23 protein-coding genes are annotated in these 21,641 nt (G+C 65.9%); 17 read left to right on the top strand and 6 right to left on the bottom strand.

Translation table 11 applies throughout. The annotated features are described in order from the left end of the window. The first annotated feature begins 88 nt into the window (after positions 1-88). The 4 genes from ACFZAI_RS05520 to ACFZAI_RS05505 all read left to right on the top strand — a co-directional run bounded on the left by ACFZAI_RS05520 (position 89) and on the right by ACFZAI_RS05505 (position 3,363). The gene (locus tag ACFZAI_RS05520) at positions 89-1,093 is read left to right on the top strand and encodes a tripartite tricarboxylate transporter substrate binding protein (protein ID WP_391565963.1); all 1,005 of its coding nucleotides are present in this window, start codon (positions 89-91) and stop codon (positions 1,091-1,093) included. Continuing rightward, positions 1,093-2,055, top strand: coding sequence for a hypothetical protein (locus ACFZAI_RS05515; RefSeq protein WP_391565961.1), 963 nt, complete (start codon positions 1,093-1,095; stop codon positions 2,053-2,055). Before ACFZAI_RS05520 ends, ACFZAI_RS05515 begins: the two co-directional genes overlap by 1 nt. Positions 2,056-2,184: 129 nt before the next feature. Further along, positions 2,185-2,874 (top strand): helix-turn-helix transcriptional regulator, encoded by a 690-nt coding sequence (locus ACFZAI_RS05510; RefSeq protein ID WP_391565960.1) that lies wholly within the window; start codon positions 2,185-2,187, stop codon positions 2,872-2,874. Positions 2,875-2,943: 69 nt separating this feature from the next. Next, positions 2,944-3,363 (top strand): VOC family protein, encoded by a 420-nt coding sequence (locus tag ACFZAI_RS05505; RefSeq protein ID WP_391565959.1) that lies wholly within the window; start codon positions 2,944-2,946, stop codon positions 3,361-3,363. Positions 3,364-3,488: 125 nt separating this feature from the next. Here ACFZAI_RS05505 and ACFZAI_RS05500 read toward each other — a convergent pair whose 3' ends face one another. Continuing rightward, positions 3,489-4,625 carry a pyridoxal-phosphate dependent enzyme gene (locus ACFZAI_RS05500; protein ID WP_391566277.1) on the bottom strand — a complete coding sequence of 379 codons (1,137 nt, stop codon included), beginning with the start codon at positions 4,623-4,625 and terminating at the stop codon, positions 3,489-3,491. Positions 4,626-4,794: 169 nt separating this feature from the next. On the opposite strand from ACFZAI_RS05500, the gene ACFZAI_RS05495 reads away from it, so the two are divergent. Next, positions 4,795-5,706: a LysR substrate-binding domain-containing protein gene (locus ACFZAI_RS05495; protein WP_391565958.1), complete on the top strand. Its 912-nt coding sequence runs from the start codon at positions 4,795-4,797 to the stop codon at positions 5,704-5,706. Positions 5,707-5,772: 66 nt separating this feature from the next. Here ACFZAI_RS05495 and ACFZAI_RS05490 read toward each other — a convergent pair whose 3' ends face one another. Together ACFZAI_RS05490 and kynU are read right to left on the bottom strand one after the other, a co-directional pair. After that, positions 5,773-7,179, bottom strand: coding sequence for an amino acid permease (locus tag ACFZAI_RS05490; RefSeq protein ID WP_391565957.1), 1,407 nt, complete (start codon positions 7,177-7,179; stop codon positions 5,773-5,775). 79 nt (positions 7,180-7,258) lie between these two features. Next, entirely contained in the window at positions 7,259-8,509 is a 1,251-nt protein-coding gene (gene kynU / locus ACFZAI_RS05485) for a kynureninase (RefSeq protein ID WP_391565956.1), read from the bottom strand. A 139-nt stretch (positions 8,510-8,648) separates the two neighbouring features. On the opposite strand from kynU, the gene ACFZAI_RS05480 reads away from it, so the two are divergent. Beyond that, entirely contained in the window at positions 8,649-9,122 is a 474-nt protein-coding gene (locus ACFZAI_RS05480) for an Lrp/AsnC family transcriptional regulator (protein ID WP_391565954.1), read from the top strand. 16 nt (positions 9,123-9,138) lie between these two features. On the opposite strand, the gene ACFZAI_RS05475 is transcribed toward ACFZAI_RS05480, so the two are convergent. Continuing rightward, positions 9,139-9,771 carry a hemolysin III family protein gene (locus ACFZAI_RS05475; protein WP_391565953.1) on the bottom strand — a complete coding sequence of 211 codons (633 nt, stop codon included), beginning with the start codon at positions 9,769-9,771 and terminating at the stop codon, positions 9,139-9,141. 126 nt (positions 9,772-9,897) lie between these two features. Then, positions 9,898-10,944 carry a P1 family peptidase gene (locus tag ACFZAI_RS05470; protein WP_391565952.1) on the bottom strand — a complete coding sequence of 349 codons (1,047 nt, stop codon included), beginning with the start codon at positions 10,942-10,944 and terminating at the stop codon, positions 9,898-9,900. Between the two features lie 232 nt (positions 10,945-11,176). Between ACFZAI_RS05470 and ACFZAI_RS05465 the strand changes: the two genes are divergently transcribed. The 3 genes from ACFZAI_RS05465 (at position 11,177) to ACFZAI_RS05455 (ending at position 13,485) form a co-directional block, all read left to right on the top strand. Continuing rightward, positions 11,177-11,962: an amino acid ABC transporter substrate-binding protein gene (locus ACFZAI_RS05465; protein WP_391565951.1), complete on the top strand. Its 786-nt coding sequence runs from the start codon at positions 11,177-11,179 to the stop codon at positions 11,960-11,962. An 84-nt stretch (positions 11,963-12,046) separates the two neighbouring features. Continuing rightward, positions 12,047-12,727 carry an ABC transporter permease subunit gene (locus ACFZAI_RS05460; protein ID WP_391566276.1) on the top strand — a complete coding sequence of 227 codons (681 nt, stop codon included), beginning with the start codon at positions 12,047-12,049 and terminating at the stop codon, positions 12,725-12,727. Then, the gene (locus ACFZAI_RS05455; protein WP_391565950.1) at positions 12,724-13,485 is read left to right on the top strand and encodes an amino acid ABC transporter ATP-binding protein; all 762 of its coding nucleotides are present in this window, start codon (positions 12,724-12,726) and stop codon (positions 13,483-13,485) included. Before ACFZAI_RS05460 ends, ACFZAI_RS05455 begins: the two co-directional genes overlap by 4 nt. A gap of 71 nt (positions 13,486-13,556) precedes the next feature. On the opposite strand, the gene ACFZAI_RS05450 is transcribed toward ACFZAI_RS05455, so the two are convergent. Continuing rightward, on the bottom strand, positions 13,557-14,240 hold the full coding sequence (locus ACFZAI_RS05450) for a peptidoglycan DD-metalloendopeptidase family protein (protein WP_391566275.1): 684 nt from the start codon (positions 14,238-14,240) through the stop codon (positions 13,557-13,559). 271 nt (positions 14,241-14,511) lie between these two features. Here ACFZAI_RS05450 and ACFZAI_RS05445 point away from each other — a divergent pair, with 271 nt between their 5' ends. The 8 genes from ACFZAI_RS05445 (at position 14,512) to ACFZAI_RS05410 (ending at position 21,622) form a co-directional block, all read left to right on the top strand. Then, entirely contained in the window at positions 14,512-15,807 is a 1,296-nt protein-coding gene (locus ACFZAI_RS05445) for an MASE1 domain-containing protein (RefSeq protein WP_391565948.1), read from the top strand. After that, positions 15,797-17,362, top strand: coding sequence for an acyl-CoA-binding protein (locus ACFZAI_RS05440; RefSeq protein ID WP_391565947.1), 1,566 nt, complete (start codon positions 15,797-15,799; stop codon positions 17,360-17,362). Before ACFZAI_RS05445 ends, ACFZAI_RS05440 begins: the two co-directional genes overlap by 11 nt. Before the next feature lie 49 nt (positions 17,363-17,411). Next, the gene (locus ACFZAI_RS05435; protein ID WP_391565946.1) at positions 17,412-17,798 is read left to right on the top strand and encodes a DUF2946 family protein; all 387 of its coding nucleotides are present in this window, start codon (positions 17,412-17,414) and stop codon (positions 17,796-17,798) included. Positions 17,799-17,860: 62 nt separating this feature from the next. Next, a complete protein-coding gene (locus ACFZAI_RS05430; protein WP_391565945.1) occupies positions 17,861-18,496 on the top strand; it encodes an SCO family protein in 636 nt (211 codons plus the stop codon). Between the two features lie 50 nt (positions 18,497-18,546). After that, a complete protein-coding gene (locus ACFZAI_RS05425) occupies positions 18,547-19,041 on the top strand; it encodes a copper chaperone PCu(A)C (protein WP_391565944.1) in 495 nt (164 codons plus the stop codon). A 222-nt stretch (positions 19,042-19,263) separates the two neighbouring features. Further along, on the top strand, positions 19,264-19,647 hold the full coding sequence (locus ACFZAI_RS05420; protein ID WP_391565943.1) for a DUF4148 domain-containing protein: 384 nt from the start codon (positions 19,264-19,266) through the stop codon (positions 19,645-19,647). Between the two features lie 215 nt (positions 19,648-19,862). Then, entirely contained in the window at positions 19,863-21,065 is a 1,203-nt protein-coding gene (locus ACFZAI_RS05415) for an ATP-binding protein (protein ID WP_391565942.1), read from the top strand. 5 nt (positions 21,066-21,070) lie between these two features. After that, positions 21,071-21,622, top strand: a complete 552-nt coding sequence (locus tag ACFZAI_RS05410; protein WP_391566274.1) for a response regulator transcription factor — start codon at positions 21,071-21,073, stop codon at positions 21,620-21,622. The last annotated feature ends 19 nt before the right edge of the window (positions 21,623-21,641 follow it).

Raw genomic sequence — 21,641 nt, 5'->3', positions numbered from 1 at the left:
CATTGGGCAGCGCGGCCCGGCTTGGCTACAGTCGCCGGCAGATCGGGCGTTTCGCACCCGACACCGACACTCTGGAGAGACACCCGCCATGGGCCCCTTACGCCTGATCGCCAAGCTGGCGACCGCCGCGGTATCGACCGCCGCGGCATTGACCGCCGTCCTGATGCTGGCCGCCGCCCCGCCCGCCGCGGCCGCTGATTTTCCCACCCGCCCCATCACGCTCGTCGTGCCTTTCCCCGCCGGCGGCACGCCCGACATCCTGGCGCGCATCCTGAGCGAAAACCTGGGCAAGCGCCTGGGCCAGCCGCTTATCGTCGAGAATCGCGCCGGCGCAGGCGGCAACATCGGCGCGCAGGCCGTGGCGCGCGCCGCGCCCGATGGCTACACGCTGCTGATGTGCGCGTTCGGCTGCACGGTCGCGCCGTCACTGTACCAGCCGCCTCCGTACGACATCGTGAAGGATTTTGCCCCGGTCGCCATGGTGGGCACGGTGCCCAGCGTGCTGGTCGTGAACCCGAAGGTGCCCGCCAAGACCCTGCCCGAATTGCTGGCCTATGCGCGGGCCAACCCGGGCGCGTTGAACTCGGCGTCGTCGGGTGTTGGCGGGTCTGCTCACCTGGCGACTGAACTGCTCAAGCAGCGCGCCGGCATTGACGTCGCGCACATTCCGTACAAGGGCGCGGGGCAAGTGGCCGCCGACCTCTTGGGCGGCCAGGTCGACATGTATTTCGACAACCTGCCTGCATCGCTTGCGAACATCCGCGCGGGCAAGCTGCGCGCACTGGCGGTGGCCAGCAGCAAACGCGCGCCCGCCATCCCGGACGTGCCGACGTTTGCGGAAAGCGGCGTGCCGGATTTTCTGATCACGCCCTGGTTCGGCGTCATGGCCCCGGCCCGCACGCCGGACGCCACGCTGGCGGCGCTGCATGACGCCTTTACCGAGGCGCTCGCCGCCCCCGAGGTGGCCGCGAAAATGCGCGAGCTGGGCGTGGAAACCGCGGCGGGAACGCGCCAGGCGCTGAGCGATTTCGTCACCACCGAAACCGCGCGCTGGAAAGACGTGATCCAGGCCAACCACATCAAGGCGGAATGATGGCGGCAGCGCTTGCAGCGGCCCCGGCCGCCATCCGGCTGCGCGACATGGGTTCGTTTCATGTGGGCGGCCACGATGTGCGGCTGTCGGGGCTGCCGACGCGCCAGGTCGTCATGGCCGAGGGCGGCCAACCCGTTGCGCTGGACCCCAACGGCACCTATCGCGTTGAGCAGATGTACGCGCAGTACTTCCTGTCGGACCCGGCCAGCGGCCGCCCGCCGCTGGCGTTCTGGCATGGCGGTGGCATGACGGGCGCAGCCTGGGAAACCACGCCCGACGGGCGCGAAGGCTGGCTCAACTTTTTTTTGCGGCGCGGCTGGGATGCGTATCTGTGTGATGCCGTCGAACGCGGCCGGTCGGGCTATGCGCTGGTGCCGGAAATCTGGCCGGCCGCGCCCATCGTGCAGGCGCGCGAAGACTGCTACACGCGCTTTCGCATCGGCCAGCCCGGCACGCGCCCCGGGCCGGGCAGCGCCTATCCGAACACGCAATTCCCGGTCGACGCGTTCGACCAGCTGGCCGCCCAGATGGTGCCGCGCTGGGTCCACACCGACGACGCCATCTTGCGCGGGTATCTTGCGTTGCTGGACCGGGTGGGGCCGATGATCGTCGTGTGCCATTCGCAGTCTGGCGTGTTCGGCATCCGCGCGGGGCTCGCCCGGCCGGATCAGGTGCGCGCGGTGGTGGCGCTGGAACCCGCCAGCATTCCGCTGTTGGCGCCCGACGCCGACTACCGCACGCCGACCCTGATCCTGATGGGCGACAACATGGACACCGACCCGCGCTGGCCGCGCATGCGGGAGCGCGTGCAGGAATTTGCGCAACGCTACGCCTGCGTCACCGTGCTGTCGCTGCCGGATGAGGGCATCACCGGCAATTCGCACATGCTGATGATGGACCGCAACAGCCTACAGCTTGCCGCCCGGGTGCATGACTGGCTGATGGCGCTGCCGGCGGGCTGAATCGCGCGGGCAGACGGAACTGCCGGCGGGCTGAATCGCATGGGCAGACGGGCTATCGGGGAGCGCTTCCCCATCACTGCCATTTCGTGGCAGCATTGCACCGATTCCTCGCCCGTTACTGCCCGCCCCATGTCCCGCACCGAACGTCTCCTGGACTTGCTCCAGACCTTGCGCCGCCACCGCCTGCCCGTCAGCGGCCAGCGGCTGGCGACGGAAATGGGGATCAGCTTGCGCACGCTGTATCGCGACATCGCCACGCTGCAATGCCAGGGCGCTGAAATCGAAGGCGAACCGGGCGTGGGCTATGTGCTGCGGCCCGGTTTCATGCTGCCGCCGCTGATGTTCAGCACCGAAGAGATCGAAGCGCTGGTGCTGGGCACGCGATGGGTGGCGGGCCGCACGGACGAGCGGCTGGGGATGGCGGCGAGCAATGCGCTGGCGAAGATAGGCGCGGTGCTGCCGCAAGAGCTGCGCGATGAGCTGGACGCCATTCCCTTACTGGTGGCCCCAAGCCCCTATGCGGTCATCGACCGGGTCGACGTGGCGCTGATTCGCCAGGCGATACGCTCGGAGCTCAAGCTTCAAATCAATTACCGCGATGACAAGGGCGCCGAATCCGCGCGCGTGATCTGGCCGTTTGCGTTGGGGTTTTTCGATAGCGTGCGCATCGTGATGGCGTGGTGCGAACTGCGCGGCGACTTCCGCCACTTCCGCACCGACCGCATCGCGTCCCTGGCCGCCAGCGAACGGTATCCGCGCCGCCGCCACCAGTTGTTGAAAGAGTGGCGCGCGATCAATCAAGAACCCAAAAAATGCTGATACACACTACTGCCAAAAACTGACAGTACCCCTGCCTACCATGAGCGCATTACCCACCAGGAGCGCATCATGTTCGAATCCAACTACGTTCTCTTTTACGTTGAAAAGCCCCAAGCCAGCGCAGCGTTCTACAGCGCGTTGCTGCAACGCCAGCCGGTTGAAAACTCCCCCACCTTCGCCCTCTTTGTGCTGGACTCTGGTTTGAAGCTGGGCTTGTGGTCGCGCTACACGGTAGAGCCGGCCGCGGCCGGGCGCGGCGGCGCGTCCGAGCTGGCCTTCTCGGTTGCCGACGCCGACGCCGTCAACCAACGTCATCGGGAATGGAGCCTGCGCGGGCTGCCCATTCTGCAAGCGCCCACCGATATGGATTTTGGCCGCACCTTTGTGGCGTTGGACCCGGACGGGCATCGGCTGCGTGTGTTCTCGCCCGCCCCGGCGAACGCCCCCGCAGAACCCAACGAACGCGCCGCGGCCGCCTACGCTGCGTGACGGGTACGCTGCGTGACGGGTACGCTGCGTAACGGGTACGCCGCGTGACGGGTACGCTGCATAGCGAGTTCGCGGCATAGCGCCAACGCGGGCTTGTCCCATGGCGGACAAGCCCGCGTGTTTGATCAGGCCGCTGCTGAAAACAAGTCCGTCATGAACTGCGTGGACTTGATGCCGGTGCCCGTCAGCAGCACCACTGTGCGTTCGCCGGCTTGGATGGCACCGCGTGCTTGCAACACGTCCAGGGCGGCGGCCGCCGTGGCGCTGGTGGGTTCTGCGTACAGGCCCGAGAGCGCCAGCTTTTTCACGGCGGCCACGATGTCGGCTTCCGGCACCGCCACCGTCTGGCCGCCACTGGCCCGCACCGCCTGCAATACCTCGCGCAAGCGCACGGGATGCTTGATGGCCGTGCCTTCGGCCACTGTCGGCAAGACCTCGCGCGGCGCGGCGCCGTCTACGCCCGCGTGAAAGCTGGCGTCCACCGGCGAGCAATTCAGCGGCTGCGCCACGAACAGCTTGGGCAGGCGGCGGATTTGTCCGGCCGCCAGCAGCTCGGCGAACCCGATGGCGCAGCCCAGCACATTGCTGCCCGCGCCCGCGGGAATGACCACGTTGTCAGGCGCCGCAAAGCCAAAGTCTTCCCACATTTCGTAGGCGATGGACTTGGTGCCTTGCAGGAAAAATGGCTGCCAATTGTGGCTGGCGTAGAAGATATCTTGCGACGCGCGGATGGCTTCGGTCTGCGAGTTTTCGCGCGGGCCGTCGATCAGGCGCACGTCGGCCCCGAACGCGCGTATCTGCGCCACCTTCGCCTGCGACGTATACGCCGGCGCAAAAATGGTGACGCCCATGCCCGCCGCCGCGCCAAAGGCCGCGATGGCGGCCCCGCCGTTGCCCGAGCTGTCTTCCGCCACGGCGCGGATGCCAATCTGCCGCAACCACGACAGCATCACCGCCGCGCCTCGGTCCTTGAAGCTGCACGTCGGGTTGAACCATTCCAGCTTGAAATGGGGCCGCAGGCCGCCCCAGTCGCGCTCGACCATCGGCGTGCCGCCTTCCCCCATCGACACGGGCTGCGCGATATCGGCCGGCAAGGCCGCGCGATATCGCCAGATGGAACGGTCGCGCGTGTCGATGTCATCGCGCGAAATTCCCGGCAACGGCGACACCATCAACGGCGTTTGCGCGTCGGAACACCAGCGCGCATCGGTGATGGGATAGTGGCCGCCAGTCAGCGGGTCAACGTAGCAAGGCTGAGACATGATGAAGACAAAGAGAGACACGAAAGCGCCAGTCTAGGGTGAACGGCCGCATCGGCGTTGCAATATCATGTTGCGATAAACGCAACGAAACGCGCAACGACAAACGCAGCGAAACGCGCAACGAAACACCCAACAAAAAACGCAACGGAAAACGCGAAGGAGACCCCGTATGGAACGAGGCGCGCTATGGGAATACCAGGTGTTTTGCGCCGTAGCCGAACGCCAGAGCTTTGTCGTCGCGGCGCGCGCGTTGGGCGCATCCCCCAGCGCGGTGACCCGCGCGGTGCAATCGCTGGAGCGCCAGGTGGGCGCACAGCTGCTGTTGCGCAGCAAGAGCAGCGTGGTGCTGACCCCGCAAGGCGAAAGCTATTTTCAGTCTGCGCGTGAGCTGCTGCGCCTGGAGGCGCAGGCGCGCGATGAATTGCAGGATGCGCAAGGCGGCGTGCAAGGCCGGCTGCGCTTTTCTGCGCCCGATCTGCTGGGCGTGGCCCTGCTGCCCGCCGTGCTACGCCGCTATGCGGACGCGCACCCCGATGTCAGCCTGGATATCCTCTACACCGACAAGGGGGTCGACCCCATCGCCGAAGGCCTGGACTTTGCCATACGCGGCGGCTTTCCGGCGTCCAGCGAGCTGCTGGGTGCGCGGCTGTTTCCGTATCAACGCCTGCTGTGCGCCAGCCCCGATTACGTGCAACGCATGGGCTTGCCGCGTGAACCCGAAGACCTGAAGGCGCATCGTCTGGTCATGCATACCGGGCCGCGCGTGCTGAAAGACTGGTATTTGCGGCAAGACAAGCGCATCGTCCGCCTGCATGCCGAACCTGCCGTGCGCGCCAGCAGCGGCAGCGGCGTGATGGCGATGGTGCTGCAAGGCATGGGCATTGCGCGGCTGGCGGATTGGGCGGCGCAACCGGAGATTGACCGCGGCGCGCTGGTGCGCGTGTGCCCGGCGTACACGGTGACGTCCGCGCAAGGCGACGCGCCGCAGATGCATGCCGTGTACGGGTCCCGCTCGCTGCCGGCACGCGCCCGCGCGATGCTGGCAGCCATCCGGCAAAGCACAAGCGGGCCGGGGCGGTAAGGCTCCGGCCCCGGCCCCGGCCCCAGCCCCGGCACCGGCCCGCGCGTTGTGCTGTGGACCCCGCCGTCAGCCCCGCTGACTGCGCGTCTGCAACACCACGGACTCCCCGCGCTTCTTGAACAGCAAGAAATACAGCGCGGCCAGAATCAGCAGGAACGGCACGCCAAACACCAGCGTCATCTTGAACACGTTGGTGAAGTAGGTGGTGACCAGAATCGCCAGCATGGCCACCGCGCCCAACAAGGTCAGCACCGGAAAGCCGGGCATCCTGAAGGACAGCGCCGCGCCGCCTTCTCGCGCCCAGCGGCGGCGGAAGAAGTAGTGGGTGATGAAGATCATCATCCACGTGAACAGCGCGCCGAACATCGAGATGGCCATCATCAGCGTGAACGCCGTGTCGGGATACAGCACCTTCAGCACCACGGCAATCGCAATGCCGCTGGTGGACAGCAGCAGCGCGTTCAACGGCGTGCCGGCGCGCGTCAGGCGGCCAAACAGCGACGGCGCATGACCCGCGCGCGACAAGCTGAACATCATGCGCGTCGTGATGTAGAGCTGGCTGTTCATGGCCGACAGCGCCGCCACCAGCACGATGAAGTTGATGACGCCCGCCGCGCCCGGAATCTCCAGCGCCAGCATCACCTTCACGAAGGGGCTGCCTTCCTTGCCCGCTTCGTTCCACGGCACAATCGCCAGAATCAGCGCCAGGGTCAGCAGATAGAAGACGACCAAGCGGACGATGGTGGCGCGAAACGCCTGCTTCACCGCACGTTCGGGGTCTTCGGCTTCGCCTGCGGCCACCGCAATCATCTCTACGCTCAGGTAGCTGAAGATCGAAATCACAACCGCAATCCACATGCCCCACAGGCCATTGGGGAAGAAGCCGCCATGCGACGTGTACTGCGCAACGCCATATTGCGGATTGCCCCAGACCACATACGCGCCCAGGATGATGAACGCCACGATGGCGGTGATCTTGATCGTCGAGAACCAGTATTCGATGGTGCCGAACGCCTTGACGCTCATGGCGTTGATGAAAATCAGCGCCGCCGAAAACACGCACACCCATTGCCAGCCGGGCACGTCCGGAAACCAGAAATGCATGTACTCGGCCACCGCCGTGACTTCGGTACCTACCGCCAGCACCACGCATGACCAGTACGCGTAGCGCACCAGAAAGCCCGCCAGCGGGCCGATGTAGTGCTCGGCGTAGGCGCCGAATGACCCCGAGGTGGAATGCGCCACGGTCATTTCGGCCAGGCAGCCCATCAGCAACAGCGTGATCAGCCCGCCGATGGCGTAGCTGATGATCACGCTGGGGCCGGCAAAGCCGATGGCGAACTTGCTGCCCAGAAAAAGGCCCGTGCCAATGGCGCCCCCAATGGCGATCATGCTCATCTGGCCCGAGGTCAAGCGCCGCTTCAGGCCCTGTTCACGTTCGGCGATCTTGCCGAATCCTTGTTGTTTTTGCATTGTCTCCTCCTTGTCCTGCGCTCTCTTATTTATAGATATGTGGCCGATAGGCCTGCGCGATAAGGCAACGCTGCGCCGTTCAAGTCACGGCGGACCGTTGCTTGAATTCGGGTGCGTCCCAGGCGCGGCTATCCAGCACGTCTTTCAGGATGTCCACCGCGTCCCACACGTCGGCGTAGCCGAAGTACAGCGGCGTGAGGCCAAAGCGCAGGACTTCGGGCTCGCGGTAGTCGCCGATGACGCCGCGCGCGATCAGCGCCTGCATCACCTCGTAGCCATTGGGATGGCGGAAGCTGACGTGGCTGCCGCGTTCGGCGTGGTTGCGCGGCGTGACGAGCGTGAGCGGATGGCCTTCGCAACGTTCTTCGACCAATGCGATGAACAGGTCGCCCAAGGCGAGCGACTTGCTGCGCACTTGCGACATGTCTGCGGCGTGGGCGACGTCCAGGCCACATTCAACCAGCGACAAGGACACGATGGGCTGCGTGCCGCACAGGTAGCGGCGGATGCCGCCCGCCGGTTCGTAGGCCACGGCCATGTCGAACGGGCGCGTGTGGCCCCACCAGCCGGACAGCGGCTGCCAGAAGTCCTTGGTGTGACGCGGCGCCACCCAGATGAAAGCGGGCGAACCCGGGCCGCCATTCAGATACTTATAGGTGCAGCCCACGGCAAAGTCGGCGTTGGCGCCGTTCAAATCCACCGGCACCGCGCCGGCCGCGTGCGCCAGGTCCCAGATGGTGAGCGCGCCGCGCTCGTGCGCCAGGGCGGTCACGGCGGCCATGTCGTGCATCTGGCCACTGCGGTAGTTCACGTGCGACAGCAGCATTACGGCAACCGACTCGTCCAGCGCCTTGTCCAGCGGCAGGTCGTCGTCGATCAGGCGCATCTCGTAGCCCTGCTCAAGCAGGTCGATCATGCCCTGGATCATGTAGAGATCGGTCGGGAAGTTGTCGCGCTCGGACAGGATGACGCGGCGCGCGGGCTGCTGCTTCTGCTGAATGCGCAAGCCGGCGGCCAGCGCCTTGAAGATGTTCAGCGAGGTGGTGTCGGTGACCACCATTTCGCCTTCGCGCGCACCCAGCAGCGCGCCCAGCTTGTCGCCCAGGCGGGCAGGCAGTTCAAACCAGCCAGCCGTGTTCCAGCTGCGGATCAGGCCGGTGCCCCATTCATTCTTGATGACGCCGGCCGCGCAGGCAGCCGCGGTCTTCGGCATGACGCCCAGGGAATTGCCATCCATGTAGAGCACGCCGGGCGGGAGCTCGAAGCGGTCTTTCAGGGGGGCCAGGGGGTCGTTGCGGTCGGCGGCGACGCAATCTTCGCGGGTAGTCATGCAATGCTCCTTCGGGGCAAAATTCAACAAACAGGATAGCAGCGCGGTCAGGCCTGGAAATTGCAAACCCGGGCGTGGCTTACCCTAAGTTTTCGCAGTAAATTGCTTCAACAACAAATTTTTCGAATTGGATTGCTCCATGCTTTTAGACGCGATCGACCAGCGCATCCTGTACCGCTTGCAGGAAAACGGGCAGCTCAGCAATCAGGATCTGGCCGAACAGGTGGCGCTGTCGCCTTCGGCCTGCCTGCGCCGCGTGCGGGCGCTGGAGGAAGCGGGGTTCATTCGACACTACCGGGCGGTGCTGGACGCCGACAAGCTGGGCTTTGAGCTTGAGGCCATCGTGCATGTATCGCTGGACCAGTCGCGCCCGGGGTGGCACGAAGCGTTTCTGGCCGGCATTGCCGCGCATGACGAAATCACCGAGGCCAGCATCGTGACCGGCGCGTCGAACTACATCCTGACCGTGCGCACACGCAATTTATCGGCGTTTTCGCAGTTCGTCGAAGACAAGCTCAGCAAGATCGCAGGCGTGCGCGACCTGTGCTCGCATATCGTCATGCGGAAAGTGAAAGACCGCGGCGGCATGCTGCCCCTGGCCAGCTGGCGCTAAGCAGGCGTACCCGGCGTCAAGCCGCCGAGCCGTAGCGCAAAAACCCGAACACCGTCACGAAATGGCAGGCTGATCCGCCCATCACGAACAAATGCCAGATGCCGTGGGCATGGCGCCAGCGTTTGTCATTGACATAGAACAGCGTGCCCACGGTGTAGGCCACCGCGCCCGCAAGCAGCCAGGCCAACCCGGCCGAGGACAAGGCGCCCGCAATCGGCGCGGCGAACATCACGCCCAGCCAGCCCATCGCCAGATACAGCGGCAAGGCGGGCGCCGCGCCGCGCGCCCACCACAGTTCGCGGCTGATGCCGATGGCGGCCAGCACCCAGATCGCCGCGCCCATGGCCGCGCCCCAGGCGTACTGCACCGGGCCGAACGCCAGCGGCGTATACGTGCCGGCAATCAACAGGTAGATGGCGCAGTGGTCGGCCTTGGCCCAGCGCGCCTTGTTCGGGCCGCGCGTGCAGTGATAGAGCACTGACGAGGCATACACGGCAATCATCGACGCCGCGAATACCACGCACGAGAGGATCTGGCGCGTGTCGACGTTCAGTTCGGCGGCCCGGGCAATGAGCACGCTGGATGCGGCCACGGCCATGGCCAGCCCCGCCAGATGCGTGGCGCCGTTGAAGCGTTCGCCTTTGTACATACGCCCTCCTTGGACACCGGCGAACCGCCGGCGTCTGCCATCTTGGGCCCGGCCTGTGACAAGCTGACGTCAGCGGGCAACGTCTACGCTCACTGTCCAAGGCCAGGCCGCGACGGCGTGCGGAGGTCAGGCGATGAAATCCACCGCCGCGGGAAAACCTTCCACCGCACGCGCCGCCAGAATGGCGCGCTGCACAGCAATGGCCATGGCTTCGGCCGCCATCACGCCCAGCAGCATCACGTTGCCCGGCTTGCCAGACGTGCCGGTGCCAAGCGCGAAGATCGTGTCGCCGTCCATCATGGTGTGTATCGGGTTGATCGTGCGGGCCAGGCCATCATGCGCCATGCCCGCAATTTTCTGCGCCTGCGCCTTCGTCAATTGCGCGTCGGTGGCCACGACGCCGATGGTGGTGTTGGTGCCGGCGCGCATTGATTTGGGCAGGTCTCCAGCCAGAATGGCGGCGCGGGTGTCCAGCAGATGCTTGCCATCGGCCGTGCGCGCGCCCGCCAGAATGCGCCCGGTGGTGGGGTCCAGCACGTCGCCCACGGCGTTGACGGCAACGATGGCGCCCACCGTCACGCCCGCCACCGTCAGCGATGCGCTGCCGATGCCGCCCTTCATGGCGCGCTGCGGTCCATAAAGTTTGCCGACGGTGGCGCCCGCCCCCGCGCCGACATTCCCTTCCTTGGGCGCATCGGTGGTGGCGGATTTGCATGCCTGATAGCCCGCCGCCGCATCCGGGCGAATGGACGCGTCGCCCACGCCCAGATCAAACAGAATGGCCGACGGCACGATCGGCACGTGCGCCACGCCCACGTCAAAGCCAATCTTTTTTTCTTCCAGATAGCGCATGACGCCGCTTGCGGCATCCAGCCCGAACGCGCTGCCGCCCGACAGCACAATGGCGTGCACTTTTTCCACCATGTTCACGGGGTTCAGCAGATCGGTTTCACGCGTGCCGGGCGCGGCCCCGCGCACATCGACGCCGCCGGTTGCGCCCGCTTCCGCAATGATGACCGTGCAGCCGGTGGGGCGGCGGGTATCGGTGTAATGGCCCACACGCAAGCCGGACACCTGCGTGATGCTGCCGCCGCCCGGGGTCAGCCGCAAGCCGCTGGCGCCTTGCGCCGGCATCACGCCCGCAAACGCCGCCGCCCCTGCCGCCGTCATCATGAAAGCCCGCCTGTTCCATTGCTGTTCCACACCGATCTCCGTCCCGTTACCGATTGAATGAACCCCGCCGGCTGGCCGCCAGGCGAGGGCAAGTTATGACTGGCAGTTATATTTTTACTATTCCTTATGCTTTGTGGAAAAATAGGCGCGTTGATAGAGTGCGGCTACGTCTGAGGGCATTGCACATCCCCATGCTCTCCAGAATGACACCGATCATCCGTGGAGCCTTGCCATGAAACTCTTCCGCTCGTTGTTCATCGCCGGCCTTATCCAGGCCGCTGCCCTCTCCGCCGCGCATGCCCAATCGGGCCTGGACCAAATCAAGTCCGCCGGCACTTTCAAGATTGGCACCGAGGGCACGTACGCGCCCTTCACCTTCCACGACGCATCGGGCCAGCTTACCGGTTTTGACGTGGACATTGGGCGCGCCATCGCCGAACGACTGGGCGTGAAAGCCCAATTCGTCGAAGGCAAATGGGACGGACTCATTGCCGGCCTGGACGCCAAGCGCTATGACGCCGTGATCAACCAAGTGGGCATCACCGACGCGCGCAAAGCAAAATACGACTTTTCTGATCCGTACATCTCATCGGCCGCCGTGCTGATCGTGCGCGACGACAACACCAGCATCAAGTCGTTTGCCGACCTGAAGGGCAAGAAGTCGGCCAACACGCTGACCAGCAACTTCGGCAAGCTGGCGCAAAGCCATGGCGCGGAAGTGGTTGCGGTGCAGGGCTTTAACGAAGCCATCGACCTGCTGACGTCCGGCCGCGTCGAAGCCACGGTGAACGACAACCTGTCGTTCCTGGACTTCAAGAAGCAAAAGCCCAACGCCAAAGTCAAAATCGCCGCTACCGACAAGACCGCTGAATTCAGCAATTCCGGCGTGCTGATCCGCAAGGGCAACCCCGAGCTGCAAGCCGCCATCAACAAGGCGCTGGCCGATATCAAAGCCGACGGCACCTACAAGACGATTTCGGTCAAATACTTCGGCACGGACCTGTCGGCGGCGCAATAAGCGGCGGACACGCTCATGACGCTCCCTTCCTGGCTGCAAGCCGTCATGCCCGATTGGCTGCTAGCGCAAATCGGGTCGTGGACGGTGCCGGCCTGGGTGCAGTTGATGGCCGACTCGTTCTGGCCATTGCTGCATGCCGGCTTGGTGTTCACGGTACCGCTAACGCTGATGTCGTTTGCGCTGGGGCTGGCGCTGGCGTTCGTGGTGGCGCTGATCCGCTTGTTCGGCCCCGCGCCGCTGGTGGCCGTGGTGCGCTTCTATGTGTGGCTGATCCGTGGCACGCCGTTGCTGGTGCAGCTGTTCGTGATCTTCTACGGCCTGCCCAACGTGGGCATTGTGCTGGACCCGCTGCCCGCCGCGCTGATCGGCTTCACGCTGAACGTGGGCGCGTACAACTCGGAAGTGATCCGGGGCGCCATCGAGTCCATCACCAAGGGCCAGTGGGAAGCCGCGTACTCGCTGAGCATGACGCGCGGCCAGGCGCTGCGCCGCACGATCCTGCCGCAAGCCGCCCGCGTGGCGGTGCCGCCGCTGTCGAACTCGTTCATTGCCTTGGTCAAGGACACGTCGCTGGCGGCCGTGCTGACCGTGCCCGAAATCTTCCAGGCGGCGCAGCGCATTGCGGCGGTCACGTATGAACCGCTGATCCTCTATACCGAGGCCGCGCTGATCTATCTGGTGTTCAGCTCCGTGTTGTCGGCCGCGCAGGTCCGCCTGGAAAGGCGCTTTGGCCAGCACGCCGTGTTTTCCGAGAAAAGCCGATGATCCGCCTGCAAAAAATCGAGAAATCTTTCGGCGGCAATCCCGTGCTGAAGCAGGTGGATGTGAGCATCGCCGAAGGCAGCGTCACCGCGCTGATCGGCCCTTCGGGCAGCGGCAAAAGCACCTTGCTGCGCTGCGTGAATCTGCTGGAAGTGCCGGACCGCGGCACGCTTGCCATCGGGCCGGAAACGGTGGAATTCGAACCGGGCAAAAAGCTGACTCGCGATCAGGTGCAGCGCGTGCGCAAGCAAACCGGCATGGTGTTCCAGAACTTCCAGCTGTTTCCGCACCAGACGGTCATCGGCAACGTGATGGAAGGCTTGCTGACCGTGCAGAAGTGGCCGCTGGACCGGGCCCGCGCACGCGCCGAAGAACTGCTGAAGAAAGTCGGCATGGCCGAAAAAGCCGAAGCCTGGCCCGCCAATCTGTCAGGCGGCCAACAACAGCGCGTGGCGATTGCGCGGGCGCTCGCACCCGCGCCGCGCGTGCTGCTGTGCGATGAGCCGACGTCGGCGCTAGACCCGGGCCTGGCGGCGGAAGTGGTCGATGTGCTGCGCCAGTTGGCCACTGAAGGCATGACGATGCTGATGGCCACGCACGACCTGCGCCTGGCCGCCAGCGTGTCACGCGAAGTGGTGTTCCTGCTGGATGGCGTGGTGGTGGAAGCGGGCGAATCCCGCTCGATTTTTTCGCGCCCGGCTGATCCCCGCACGGCGACGTTCATTTCAACGCTGACGCAGGACGCGGCGCTGGGGCCGTAGCCGGCTTTCGGCGCATACCCCGCCCCAACACAACTCGCGATTTTTTAATCGGCCTCTTCAGACACCTTTGATCATTTCGGCGGTAAATTCCCCGCTGGATCGACGGCCTGGCCGTCATAGCGCAGCTCAAAATACAGACCCACCTGCTTGCTGTCGCTGTTGCCCATTTCGGCAATCTTCTGGCCCTGCTTCACGCTCTGGCCTTCCTTGACCAGCAGCTTGCTGTTGTGCGCGTAGATGCTGAGGAAGCTGGCGTTGTGTTTGACGATGACCAGGTGGCCGTAGCCGCGCAGCCCGCTGCCCGAATACGCCACGGTGCCGCCTGCCGCGGCCACCACGGGGGTGCCTGCGGAATTCGAGATGACGATGCCGTTGGAGCCGCCGCCGTCGTAGCCGCGCGTGACCTTGCCTTGTGCCGGCCAGACCAGGGAAATTGCGCCCGGCGGCGCGGTGCGCCGCTTGCCGGAAGACGAGGACGATGCGCGCGGCGTTGCAGCGGGCTTTGATGCCGCCTTGCTGGGCGTGGACGTCCTGGCTTGACCGTCCGGCGGGTCCACGCGCAAGACTTGTCCGACCTCGATCGAATTCGAATTCGACAGCTTGTTCCACCGCACCAAGTTGCTGACGCTGGTGCCTTGCTTGCGCGCAATCTGCGTCAGCGTGTCGCCCGACTGCACCCGGTAATAGCCGGGCTGGACTTTGGTGGTGCCGCAAGCGGACAACAACGCCAGCAAGGCCACAATGCAGGCCAGCATCCAGAAGCGGCCAGGCGGCCGGAGCCGGATCGGGCCAGAGGCGGTTGCGCGGGCGGACTGAGACAGGGTCGGGGCGGACAAGGAAAGCACTGAAACCTGGGGCACTGAGTGGGCGGTTGAAGGGAAGTGCGTTCAAGGGTACCAAGATTTTCGTGCGCCGGAGTGCGCGAATGCTTCACACCCATTTCGCACCCGCGCCAGAGGCGTGTATAACCCCGCAGATCAAGACGCCCCCATGGCGCCACGAAATCATGCGCTTGCAAGGACAATTATGGTTAAGACCGACACGGTTAGAAGAAATCCGCTCTGCCTGCTTTGGACGATTCCGTACCTGCTGTGCGGCGTGTTTTCGCACCTCTTGAACGACCCGGTCAGCCACGCCCTGTTCGTCTGGCTGCCGCCCGGCGTGGCGGTCGCGGCCTATCTGCTGACGCCGCGCCGCAATTGGCTGCTGCTGATGCTGGGCTTTTTCGCCGCGCAGCTCATCCTGACGCTGATCTGGCGCGGGCAGCCCGCCACGGCAATCGTGTTTGCGGTGACGGGCGCCGTCTCGTCGCTGCTGGCCGCCTGGACCGTGCAACGTTTGTCACCAAGAGCCGAAGGGCTGGGATTCGTCGCCGCGCTGTTGGCCGGCGCGGTGGCGGGCGCGGCGGCCAGCGCGTTGCTGGGCGGCGGCTGGCTGTGGCTGACGCAGGAAGCGCATGCGGCAGTCCGTTTGCGCACCTGGGTCACCGCCTATCTGGCAGGCGTGCTGATCCTGGCGCCGGCGCTGACTGGCTGGTCGCAATTCCGGCCGCGCCGCTCCGGTGGCGCGCGCCCGCGCGAACTGGTCATCGGCCTGGTGGCTTATGTGTTGATGATCGCCTCGACCTTCATGACGTTCGACGGCGACATGATCCAGCACCTGCCTTACGTGGTCTCGTTCGAACTGACCTATCTGCCTCTGGTGTTCGCCGTGCTGATTGCGCTGGTCTGGGGGACACCGGGCGGCACGTTGGCCATGGTGACGCTGATGCTGATGGCGCTGTACCAAAGCGCACAGGGCGAAGGCCCCTTCCTGCAAGCCAATGATCCCTGGCAAGTGCTATTGGCCACGCAGGTCTATCTGGTGGTCACGGCGCTGCTGCTGTTGCTGGTCAACACCTTGCGCGGCGGGCGGGCGCAAGCGCTGGAAGACGCCGAGCAATGGCGGGGCCGCTTTGATCTGGCGCTGGCGGGCAGCCACCAGCTGATGTACCGCTACAACCCCTATGACGGCAAGCTGGAACTGGCGGGCGATGTGCAAGACGCTTTCGGCCTGCCGCCTTCCGCCATCGCGAGCCTGGATGCCCTGATCGCCCACGCGCACCCGGACGACCGTTCGCGCCTGTCCTTGCACTGGGCGGCCCGCCGCGCGGGCGCCCAAGACCGCACCCCCTTGCTGTTTCGCATCGCCCACACGGCGGGCGGCTGGCGGCTGATCAGTGACCGAGGCTCGCCCCTGGCCGACTTCGATGGCAGCGTCGCCGTCGTGGCCGGCATGTGGCGGCTGGGCGACATCGAGGTTGAGCCGGCCGATGTCAACTGACTCACCCGTTCGCGCCGGCACGGGCGCCCTGCTCATACACGGGCTGGGCGGGACCGAGTACGACCTGGGGTCCATGCACAAGATCCTCAAGCGCGCCGGCATCGAGACGCACAGCCTGACGCTGCCCGGCCACGGCGGCGCGCCGGAAGATCTGCTGTCCGTGCGCATGGAAGACTGGCTGGATGCCGTGACGGCCAAATATCACGAGGTGGCCGCCCGCTACGAGACGCTGCACGTCATGGGCATGTGCCTGGGCGCGCTGCTGGCGGTGGAACTGTGCAAGCGGGTCGGCCATAAGCAGGGCACGCTGGTGTCGCTGGCCGCTCCGGTCTTCATTGATGGCTGGAGCACGCCCTGGTATCGGGGCCTGCGCCGGCTGGTCTACCGCATCCCTGGCCTGGCCGCGCGCATGCGTGTCGAAGAGGAAGAACCCTACGGCATCAAGAACGAATTGGTCAGGTCCATCGTCAAGGCCAAGTTCGAACGGGGCGAAAACTTCCACTACCGCTGGGTGCCCCTGGCCTGCGTGCGCGAAGTCGACCGGCTGCGCGCGGCCGTGCGCCGCGGGCTGGACGGCATTAGCTGCCCCACGCTGATCATGCATGCCCACGAAGACGAGCTCACGTCGGTGCGTTCCGCGCAGCTGCTGCACGAGGCCATCGCGGGCAGCCAGCTTGTGCTGCTGAACAACAGCTATCACATGATCTGCGTGGACAATGACCGCGATCTGGTGGCCGCGACCGTGCTGCAATTCATGGACCGCGACCCTGCGGCCGCACAATCGCCCCGCACGGCCGGGCGCGCGGCCCCCATGGGCGCCGCCGACATCGAACGCATTCTTGAGGCGTACCGCGGTTCGCTGCTGGCCGGCGAATTCGAAACGCTATTCCCGCTGTTTGCCGAGGACGTGGTCTGGACCGAAGAAGGCGACAACCCCATCAGCGGCGTGTACGAAGGGCGCGGCGCGCTGATCAATCTGTTCTCGCGCTTGATGGATTATTCGCGCAACACCTTCGCGGTCAACGAGGTTGGCCAGCCTGCGCTGGCGGGCCGCTCGATTGCGCTGCCCCTGCGCTTTCAGGTGCAGGACGGCGCGGGGCTGTACAACGGCGCGTCCACCCACACGCTGCGCTTACGCAACCACACCATCACGAAGGTCGTTTCCAAAGCCGACGACCCCCAGCGCGAAGATGCGCTCTGGCGCCGGCTGGCGACGGCGAGCGGGCTGGAGCCCGAGGGCGACGCCATGGACGAGGCCACGCTGGCGCTTGACGCCAGCGCCTTGCCCGACGCCTTTGAAGCGGCCGTCATCGAGCTGCGTTCGCTGCCGGCCCTGCCGTCAGCCGCCGTATCGATCCGGCTGACCGCCTACGAACAGCAAGCGCGGCTCGGTGACGCCCCTGCCGCCCCCGCCGAGACCGCGGACGCCCGCGAGCAGGTGCGACACGCCGCATGGCGGCTCTTGTCGGGCCTGCCCGCCGACCAGGCGCAACGCCGTTACATTGCCCTGGTGCGGCGCTTGAACGCGGGATATTGGCCCGCAGGCATGGACTAGAATGCGAGCCATGCCTGACTTGACCCGCCTCCTCCGTCTTCGGAGCGCCGTGCGCGCTCACGGCGTGCTGTGGCTGGCGCTGCTGGCCTTGACCTTGCGCGCCCTGGTGCCAACGGGCTATATGCCCGACGCCCGCGCGCTGCATGACGGCCGGCTCGAAGTCACGTTCTGCTCGGCCGCGGGCGACCTGTCCACGCTGAGCCTGGCGCTGGGCAACAAGCCCGACGGCAAGTCTGCGCATGACGCCGCCGAAACCGGCGCGCAATGCCCGTTCGGCCTGCTTGCGCATGTTTCCCCCGCGCCGCTTGCGGGCATCCCCCCCATCCTGCTGCCCGTCAGCCGGGCCGCCCCGCCCCCGCCTGCTTACCAGGCGTTGCCCGCCCTGGCCGCCCAAGGGCCGCCCCTGGGGTCTCGCGCCCCACCCTCGCTGGTCTGACTCCGCCTGATGGCGCGGCCCCTGCCGCGCGCCTTGCCGACACGTCAACCCAAGAGGTTTTCATGCGTTACCCCACCCTGTTCGCGCCTGCCGGTGCGACGTCTGCCCACGCGTCCTCGGATGCGCCCGATCCGCGCCGCCGCCTGCTGCTGTCCTCTCTTGCGCTGCTAGCCCTGACCGGCTGCGGCCCCGAGGCCCCCAAGCTGCATGGCATGGACCTGTCTGGCATGCCCACCGGCGACTTCCAGCTGCAAGACACCAGCGGCCAGCCGCGTACCTTGGCGGACTATCGCGGCCACCCCATCATGCTGTTTTTCGGCTTCACCCAATGCCCCGACATCTGCCCGACCGCGCTGACGCGCGCGCTGGAGATCAAAGCGCAGTTGGGCGCCGACGCCGACAAGCTGCGCGTGCTGTTCATTACCGTCGACCCCGAGCGCGACACCGCCGAGATCCTGCACGCCTACACGCAGGCGTTCGACCCCGGGTTCGTGGGCCTGCGCGGCACCGCCGAACAAACGCGCGCCGCCGCGCAATCGTTCAAGGTGTTCTACCAGAAGGTCGCCACCGGCTCGTCCTACACCATGGACCACACCGCGCTCACCTACATCATCGACGCCCAGGGCAAGTTGCGCCTGGCGCTGCGCCACCAGCAGAGCACCGAAGAATGCGTAGCAGACCTGCGCACCGTGCTGTAACGCCAGCGGTTCCCCGCCACACGACCTCTATATATAGATAGGAGACTGTTATGAAACCCCTTTCGATCAAATCTTTCGCCGCCGCCCTCACCCTGTGCGCCCTGTCCGGCTTCGCGCCCGCCGCGCTGGCGCAAGACGCCGCCTTGAAGGTGGAAGACGTCTGGGTGCGCGCCACCGTCCCGAATCAGCACGCAACCGGCGTCTTCATGCGTCTGACCTCGCCCACGGCCGGCCGCCTGGTGGGCGTGGAATCCGACGCCGCCAAGCATGTGGAAGTGCACGAAATGGCGATGCAGGACGACGTCATGAAGATGCGGCAGGTGCCGGCCATCGACCTGCCCGCTGGCCAGGCGGTGGAGTTGAAGCCGGGCGGCTACCACGTGATGCTGATCGACCTGGCCAAGCAGATCACCCCGGGCGATCACGTTCCGCTGACGCTGATCGTCGAAGACGCCAAGCAGCAGCAACACCGGGTGCCGGTCCAAGCTGAAGCCCGCGCGCTGAACGCCAAGGCGGGCGCCGCCCCGGCGCAGCACGGCCACTGACAGCGCAATGACATCTGTGCTTCAAGCCTGAAATACCTTTCGGCGGCTGAAGCCGGTTTTCCTGCAACACGACGGCGCACGCCCGGTCGAATTGAAAAGACCGGACGGGCGCCGTTTTCACGCCCGGTCAGGCAGTTCCGCATTCAGGAAATCGTCCGCTGGCAACTTGCGGACGACGGCGCGGCCAGATTGGCCGCAGGCTATGTTTGCCAGGAGCGTTTCATGAAGACCTTCACCACCACCGTGTTGCTATGCGCCGGCTTGGCCGTCGCGGGCGCCGCCCAGGCGCAATCCGCAGCCCCGTCCCCCGCCCCGTCCACGCAGTACAAGCGCGATCTGTATGGCGACTGGCGCGTCACCTACGCCGCCCCCGTCTCCAAGAGCTCGGCCCAGGTGGCTTCTGAATTGGCGCAGGCGAAAGCCAATGGCCAATACACCTTCGGCCAGGAAGACTACCCGCCTCCCATTGCGTCGACCGCCAGCGAAAGCCGCGCCCAGGTCGAACAGGAATTGCAGCAGGCGCAAATGCAAGGCCAGATGGCGTCCGACCAGGAAGACTACCCGCCCCCGGCCATGGCCCACAGCGGCATGTCTGACATCCATTGATGGCTCTCCGCCATCGGCGAATATTGGGGACATACCTATCCGCCCCGATGCCAGCGTTCTACGCTGAATCACCATACAATGCCTGCACGTCCACCGTCGGCGCCCTGCCTGGGCCCGGCGGCAGCCGGCCCCTCTGGCCGCGCGCCGGACGCCTGCGTTCCGCGCCGCCGGGCGCTTGACCCGCCGGCGGGCCGCCGGCACCTACGTGTCTGGATATGCCCGGTAGTTCCGCTTTTTCATTCCTGCGTACCTTATGCAGCCTGCGCTGGCTCGCCATCGCGGGCCAAGCCGCCACCATCTTGCTGGCAAGCAGCGTGCTGGGTCTGGACCTGCCGCTTGAGCCCCTGTGGATCGGCGTGGGTGTGCTGATCGGTTTCAACGCCTACGCGAGCCTGCGGCTGCGCCACCCCCGCGACTTGTCCCACATCACGGCCTTTGGGCATTTGCTGGTGGACATGGCGGCGCTGTCCTGGATGATCGGTTGGAGCGGCGGCATCAGCAACCCGTTCGGCATGATGTTCCTGATCCTGACCGCGCTGGCGGCGCTGGCCTTGCCGCGCAACTGGGCGTTCGCGGCGGCGGTGGCCGGCATTTCGGGCTATGCGGCGGCGGCCATCTTCGGCCAGCCCCTGCGCGGAGACGTGGACACGCATTCCCTGCTGCTCTGGGGCCTGGGCGCGAACTTCCTGATTTCGGTGGTGGTGGTGCTGGTGTTTTCCACCCGCCTGGCCGCCGACCTGCGCGCCCGCGAACGCGAACTGGCCCGCCTGCGCGAACGCTTCACGCGTAACGAAGGCATCGTCGCCCTGGCGACCCACGCCGCCGCGATGGCGCACGAACTGAACACCCCGCTTGCGACCATGACCCTGCTGGCCGACGAAATCGCCGCCGAGGTCAAGGACGAAGACCTGCGCGAAGATGTGGCCACCCTGAGCCAGCTGCTGGCGCTGTGCCGGGAACGCATCCGCAATCTGGCGGTCCCAACAGCCGTGGATCTGGTTCGCGTGGTGGGTCAATGGCGGCTGATCCGGCCGACGATCGACCTGCAACGCTCGGGCACGCTGCCTGCCAGCTTGCGCGTGGACCCGGCCATCGCCCACTTGTTGCAGGCCTTGCTGAACAATGCGGCCGACGCGGGCGAAGCCGCCGAGGCCCCCCGCGTGGACCTGCATCTGGAATATGGCTATGGCGCCCTGCGCGGCGAAGTACGGGATTACGGCCGGGGTTTCGACCCCGACCAGACCCTGCTGCCCGCAACCAGCCTGTTCAACAGTGGCAAGCCGGGAGGGCTGGGCGTGGGCCTGGCGCTGTCGCACGCCACCGTGGAACAACTGGGCGGCGAAATGACCATGACCGCCGCTGCTGGGGGAGGCACCCGCATCCGCTTTTACCTGCCCCTGGGCAACCCCGGAATTTGATCGTGATGAACCCTACCGACCTTGGCCTCTTGATCGACGACGACGAACTGTATGTGCGCACCTTGCAGCGCAGCCTGTCGCGTCGCGGTCTGGAAACCCGAACCGCCACGGGCATCGCCGAAGCGCTGCGCGTGGCCGAGGAAATCCGCCCGGCCTTCGCGCTGGTGGATTTGCGGCTGGGCGAAGACTCCGGCCTGACGCTCATCCGCCCCTTGCGCGCGCTGCGTGCCGACATGCGCATCCTGCTGGTCACCGGTTACGCCAGCGTGGCCACCGCCGTGGAAGCCATCAAGCGCGGCGCGGACGACTACCTGCCCAAGCCCGCCACCGCGCCGATGATCCTGCGCACGCTGGGTTTGGTGAAGCCAGAATCCGTTACCATCGAAACGACCATGACACCGTTGCACCGCCTAGAATGGGAGCACATTCATCAGGCGCTGCACGAAACCGGCGGTAATGTTTCCGCGGCGGCGCGTCTTCTGGGCATGCACCGGCGTTCGTTACAGCGCAAGCTGGCAAAAAAACCGGGGCCGGAACGCGAAGTGTTTGTCGACTGATTTGTGCGGGTGCGACACA

Source organism: Achromobacter sp. NPDC008082 (assembly GCF_042957345.1).
Classification (GTDB): Bacteria; Pseudomonadota; Gammaproteobacteria; order Burkholderiales; family Burkholderiaceae_B; genus Achromobacter; species Achromobacter kerstersii_A.
This window is presented reverse-complemented; position numbering and strand designations above follow the sequence as displayed.

Bases quoted from the DNA above. Each gene is read 5' to 3' on its own strand.
- ACFZAI_RS05520 (WP_391565963.1), top strand. From the start codon at position 89: ATGGGCCCCTTACGCCTGATCGCCAAGCTGGCGACCGCCGCGGTATCG.
- ACFZAI_RS05515 (WP_391565961.1), top strand. From the start codon at position 1,093: ATGGCGGCAGCGCTTGCAGCGGCCCCGGCCGCCATCCGGCTGCGCGAC.
- ACFZAI_RS05510 (WP_391565960.1), top strand. From the start codon at position 2,185: ATGTCCCGCACCGAACGTCTCCTGGACTTGCTCCAGACCTTGCGCCGC.
- ACFZAI_RS05505 (WP_391565959.1), top strand. From the start codon at position 2,944: ATGTTCGAATCCAACTACGTTCTCTTTTACGTTGAAAAGCCCCAAGCC.
- ACFZAI_RS05500 (WP_391566277.1), bottom strand. From the start codon at position 4,625: ATGTCTCAGCCTTGCTACGTTGACCCGCTGACTGGCGGCCACTATCCC.
- ACFZAI_RS05495 (WP_391565958.1), top strand. From the start codon at position 4,795: ATGGAACGAGGCGCGCTATGGGAATACCAGGTGTTTTGCGCCGTAGCC.
- ACFZAI_RS05490 (WP_391565957.1), bottom strand. From the start codon at position 7,179: ATGCAAAAACAACAAGGATTCGGCAAGATCGCCGAACGTGAACAGGGC.
- kynU (WP_391565956.1), bottom strand. From the start codon at position 8,509: ATGACTACCCGCGAAGATTGCGTCGCCGCCGACCGCAACGACCCCCTG.
- ACFZAI_RS05480 (WP_391565954.1), top strand. From the start codon at position 8,649: ATGCTTTTAGACGCGATCGACCAGCGCATCCTGTACCGCTTGCAGGAA.
- ACFZAI_RS05475 (WP_391565953.1), bottom strand. From the start codon at position 9,771: ATGTACAAAGGCGAACGCTTCAACGGCGCCACGCATCTGGCGGGGCTG.
- ACFZAI_RS05470 (WP_391565952.1), bottom strand. From the start codon at position 10,944: ATGATGACGGCGGCAGGGGCGGCGGCGTTTGCGGGCGTGATGCCGGCG.
- ACFZAI_RS05465 (WP_391565951.1), top strand. From the start codon at position 11,177: ATGAAACTCTTCCGCTCGTTGTTCATCGCCGGCCTTATCCAGGCCGCT.
- ACFZAI_RS05455 (WP_391565950.1), top strand. From the start codon at position 12,724: ATGATCCGCCTGCAAAAAATCGAGAAATCTTTCGGCGGCAATCCCGTG.
- ACFZAI_RS05450 (WP_391566275.1), bottom strand. From the start codon at position 14,240: ATGCTGGCCTGCATTGTGGCCTTGCTGGCGTTGTTGTCCGCTTGCGGC.
- ACFZAI_RS05445 (WP_391565948.1), top strand. From the start codon at position 14,512: ATGGTTAAGACCGACACGGTTAGAAGAAATCCGCTCTGCCTGCTTTGG.
- ACFZAI_RS05440 (WP_391565947.1), top strand. From the start codon at position 15,797: ATGTCAACTGACTCACCCGTTCGCGCCGGCACGGGCGCCCTGCTCATA.
- ACFZAI_RS05430 (WP_391565945.1), top strand. From the start codon at position 17,861: ATGCGTTACCCCACCCTGTTCGCGCCTGCCGGTGCGACGTCTGCCCAC.
- ACFZAI_RS05425 (WP_391565944.1), top strand. From the start codon at position 18,547: ATGAAACCCCTTTCGATCAAATCTTTCGCCGCCGCCCTCACCCTGTGC.
- ACFZAI_RS05420 (WP_391565943.1), top strand. From the start codon at position 19,264: ATGAAGACCTTCACCACCACCGTGTTGCTATGCGCCGGCTTGGCCGTC.
- ACFZAI_RS05415 (WP_391565942.1), top strand. From the start codon at position 19,863: ATGCCCGGTAGTTCCGCTTTTTCATTCCTGCGTACCTTATGCAGCCTG.
- ACFZAI_RS05410 (WP_391566274.1), top strand. From the start codon at position 21,071: ATGAACCCTACCGACCTTGGCCTCTTGATCGACGACGACGAACTGTAT.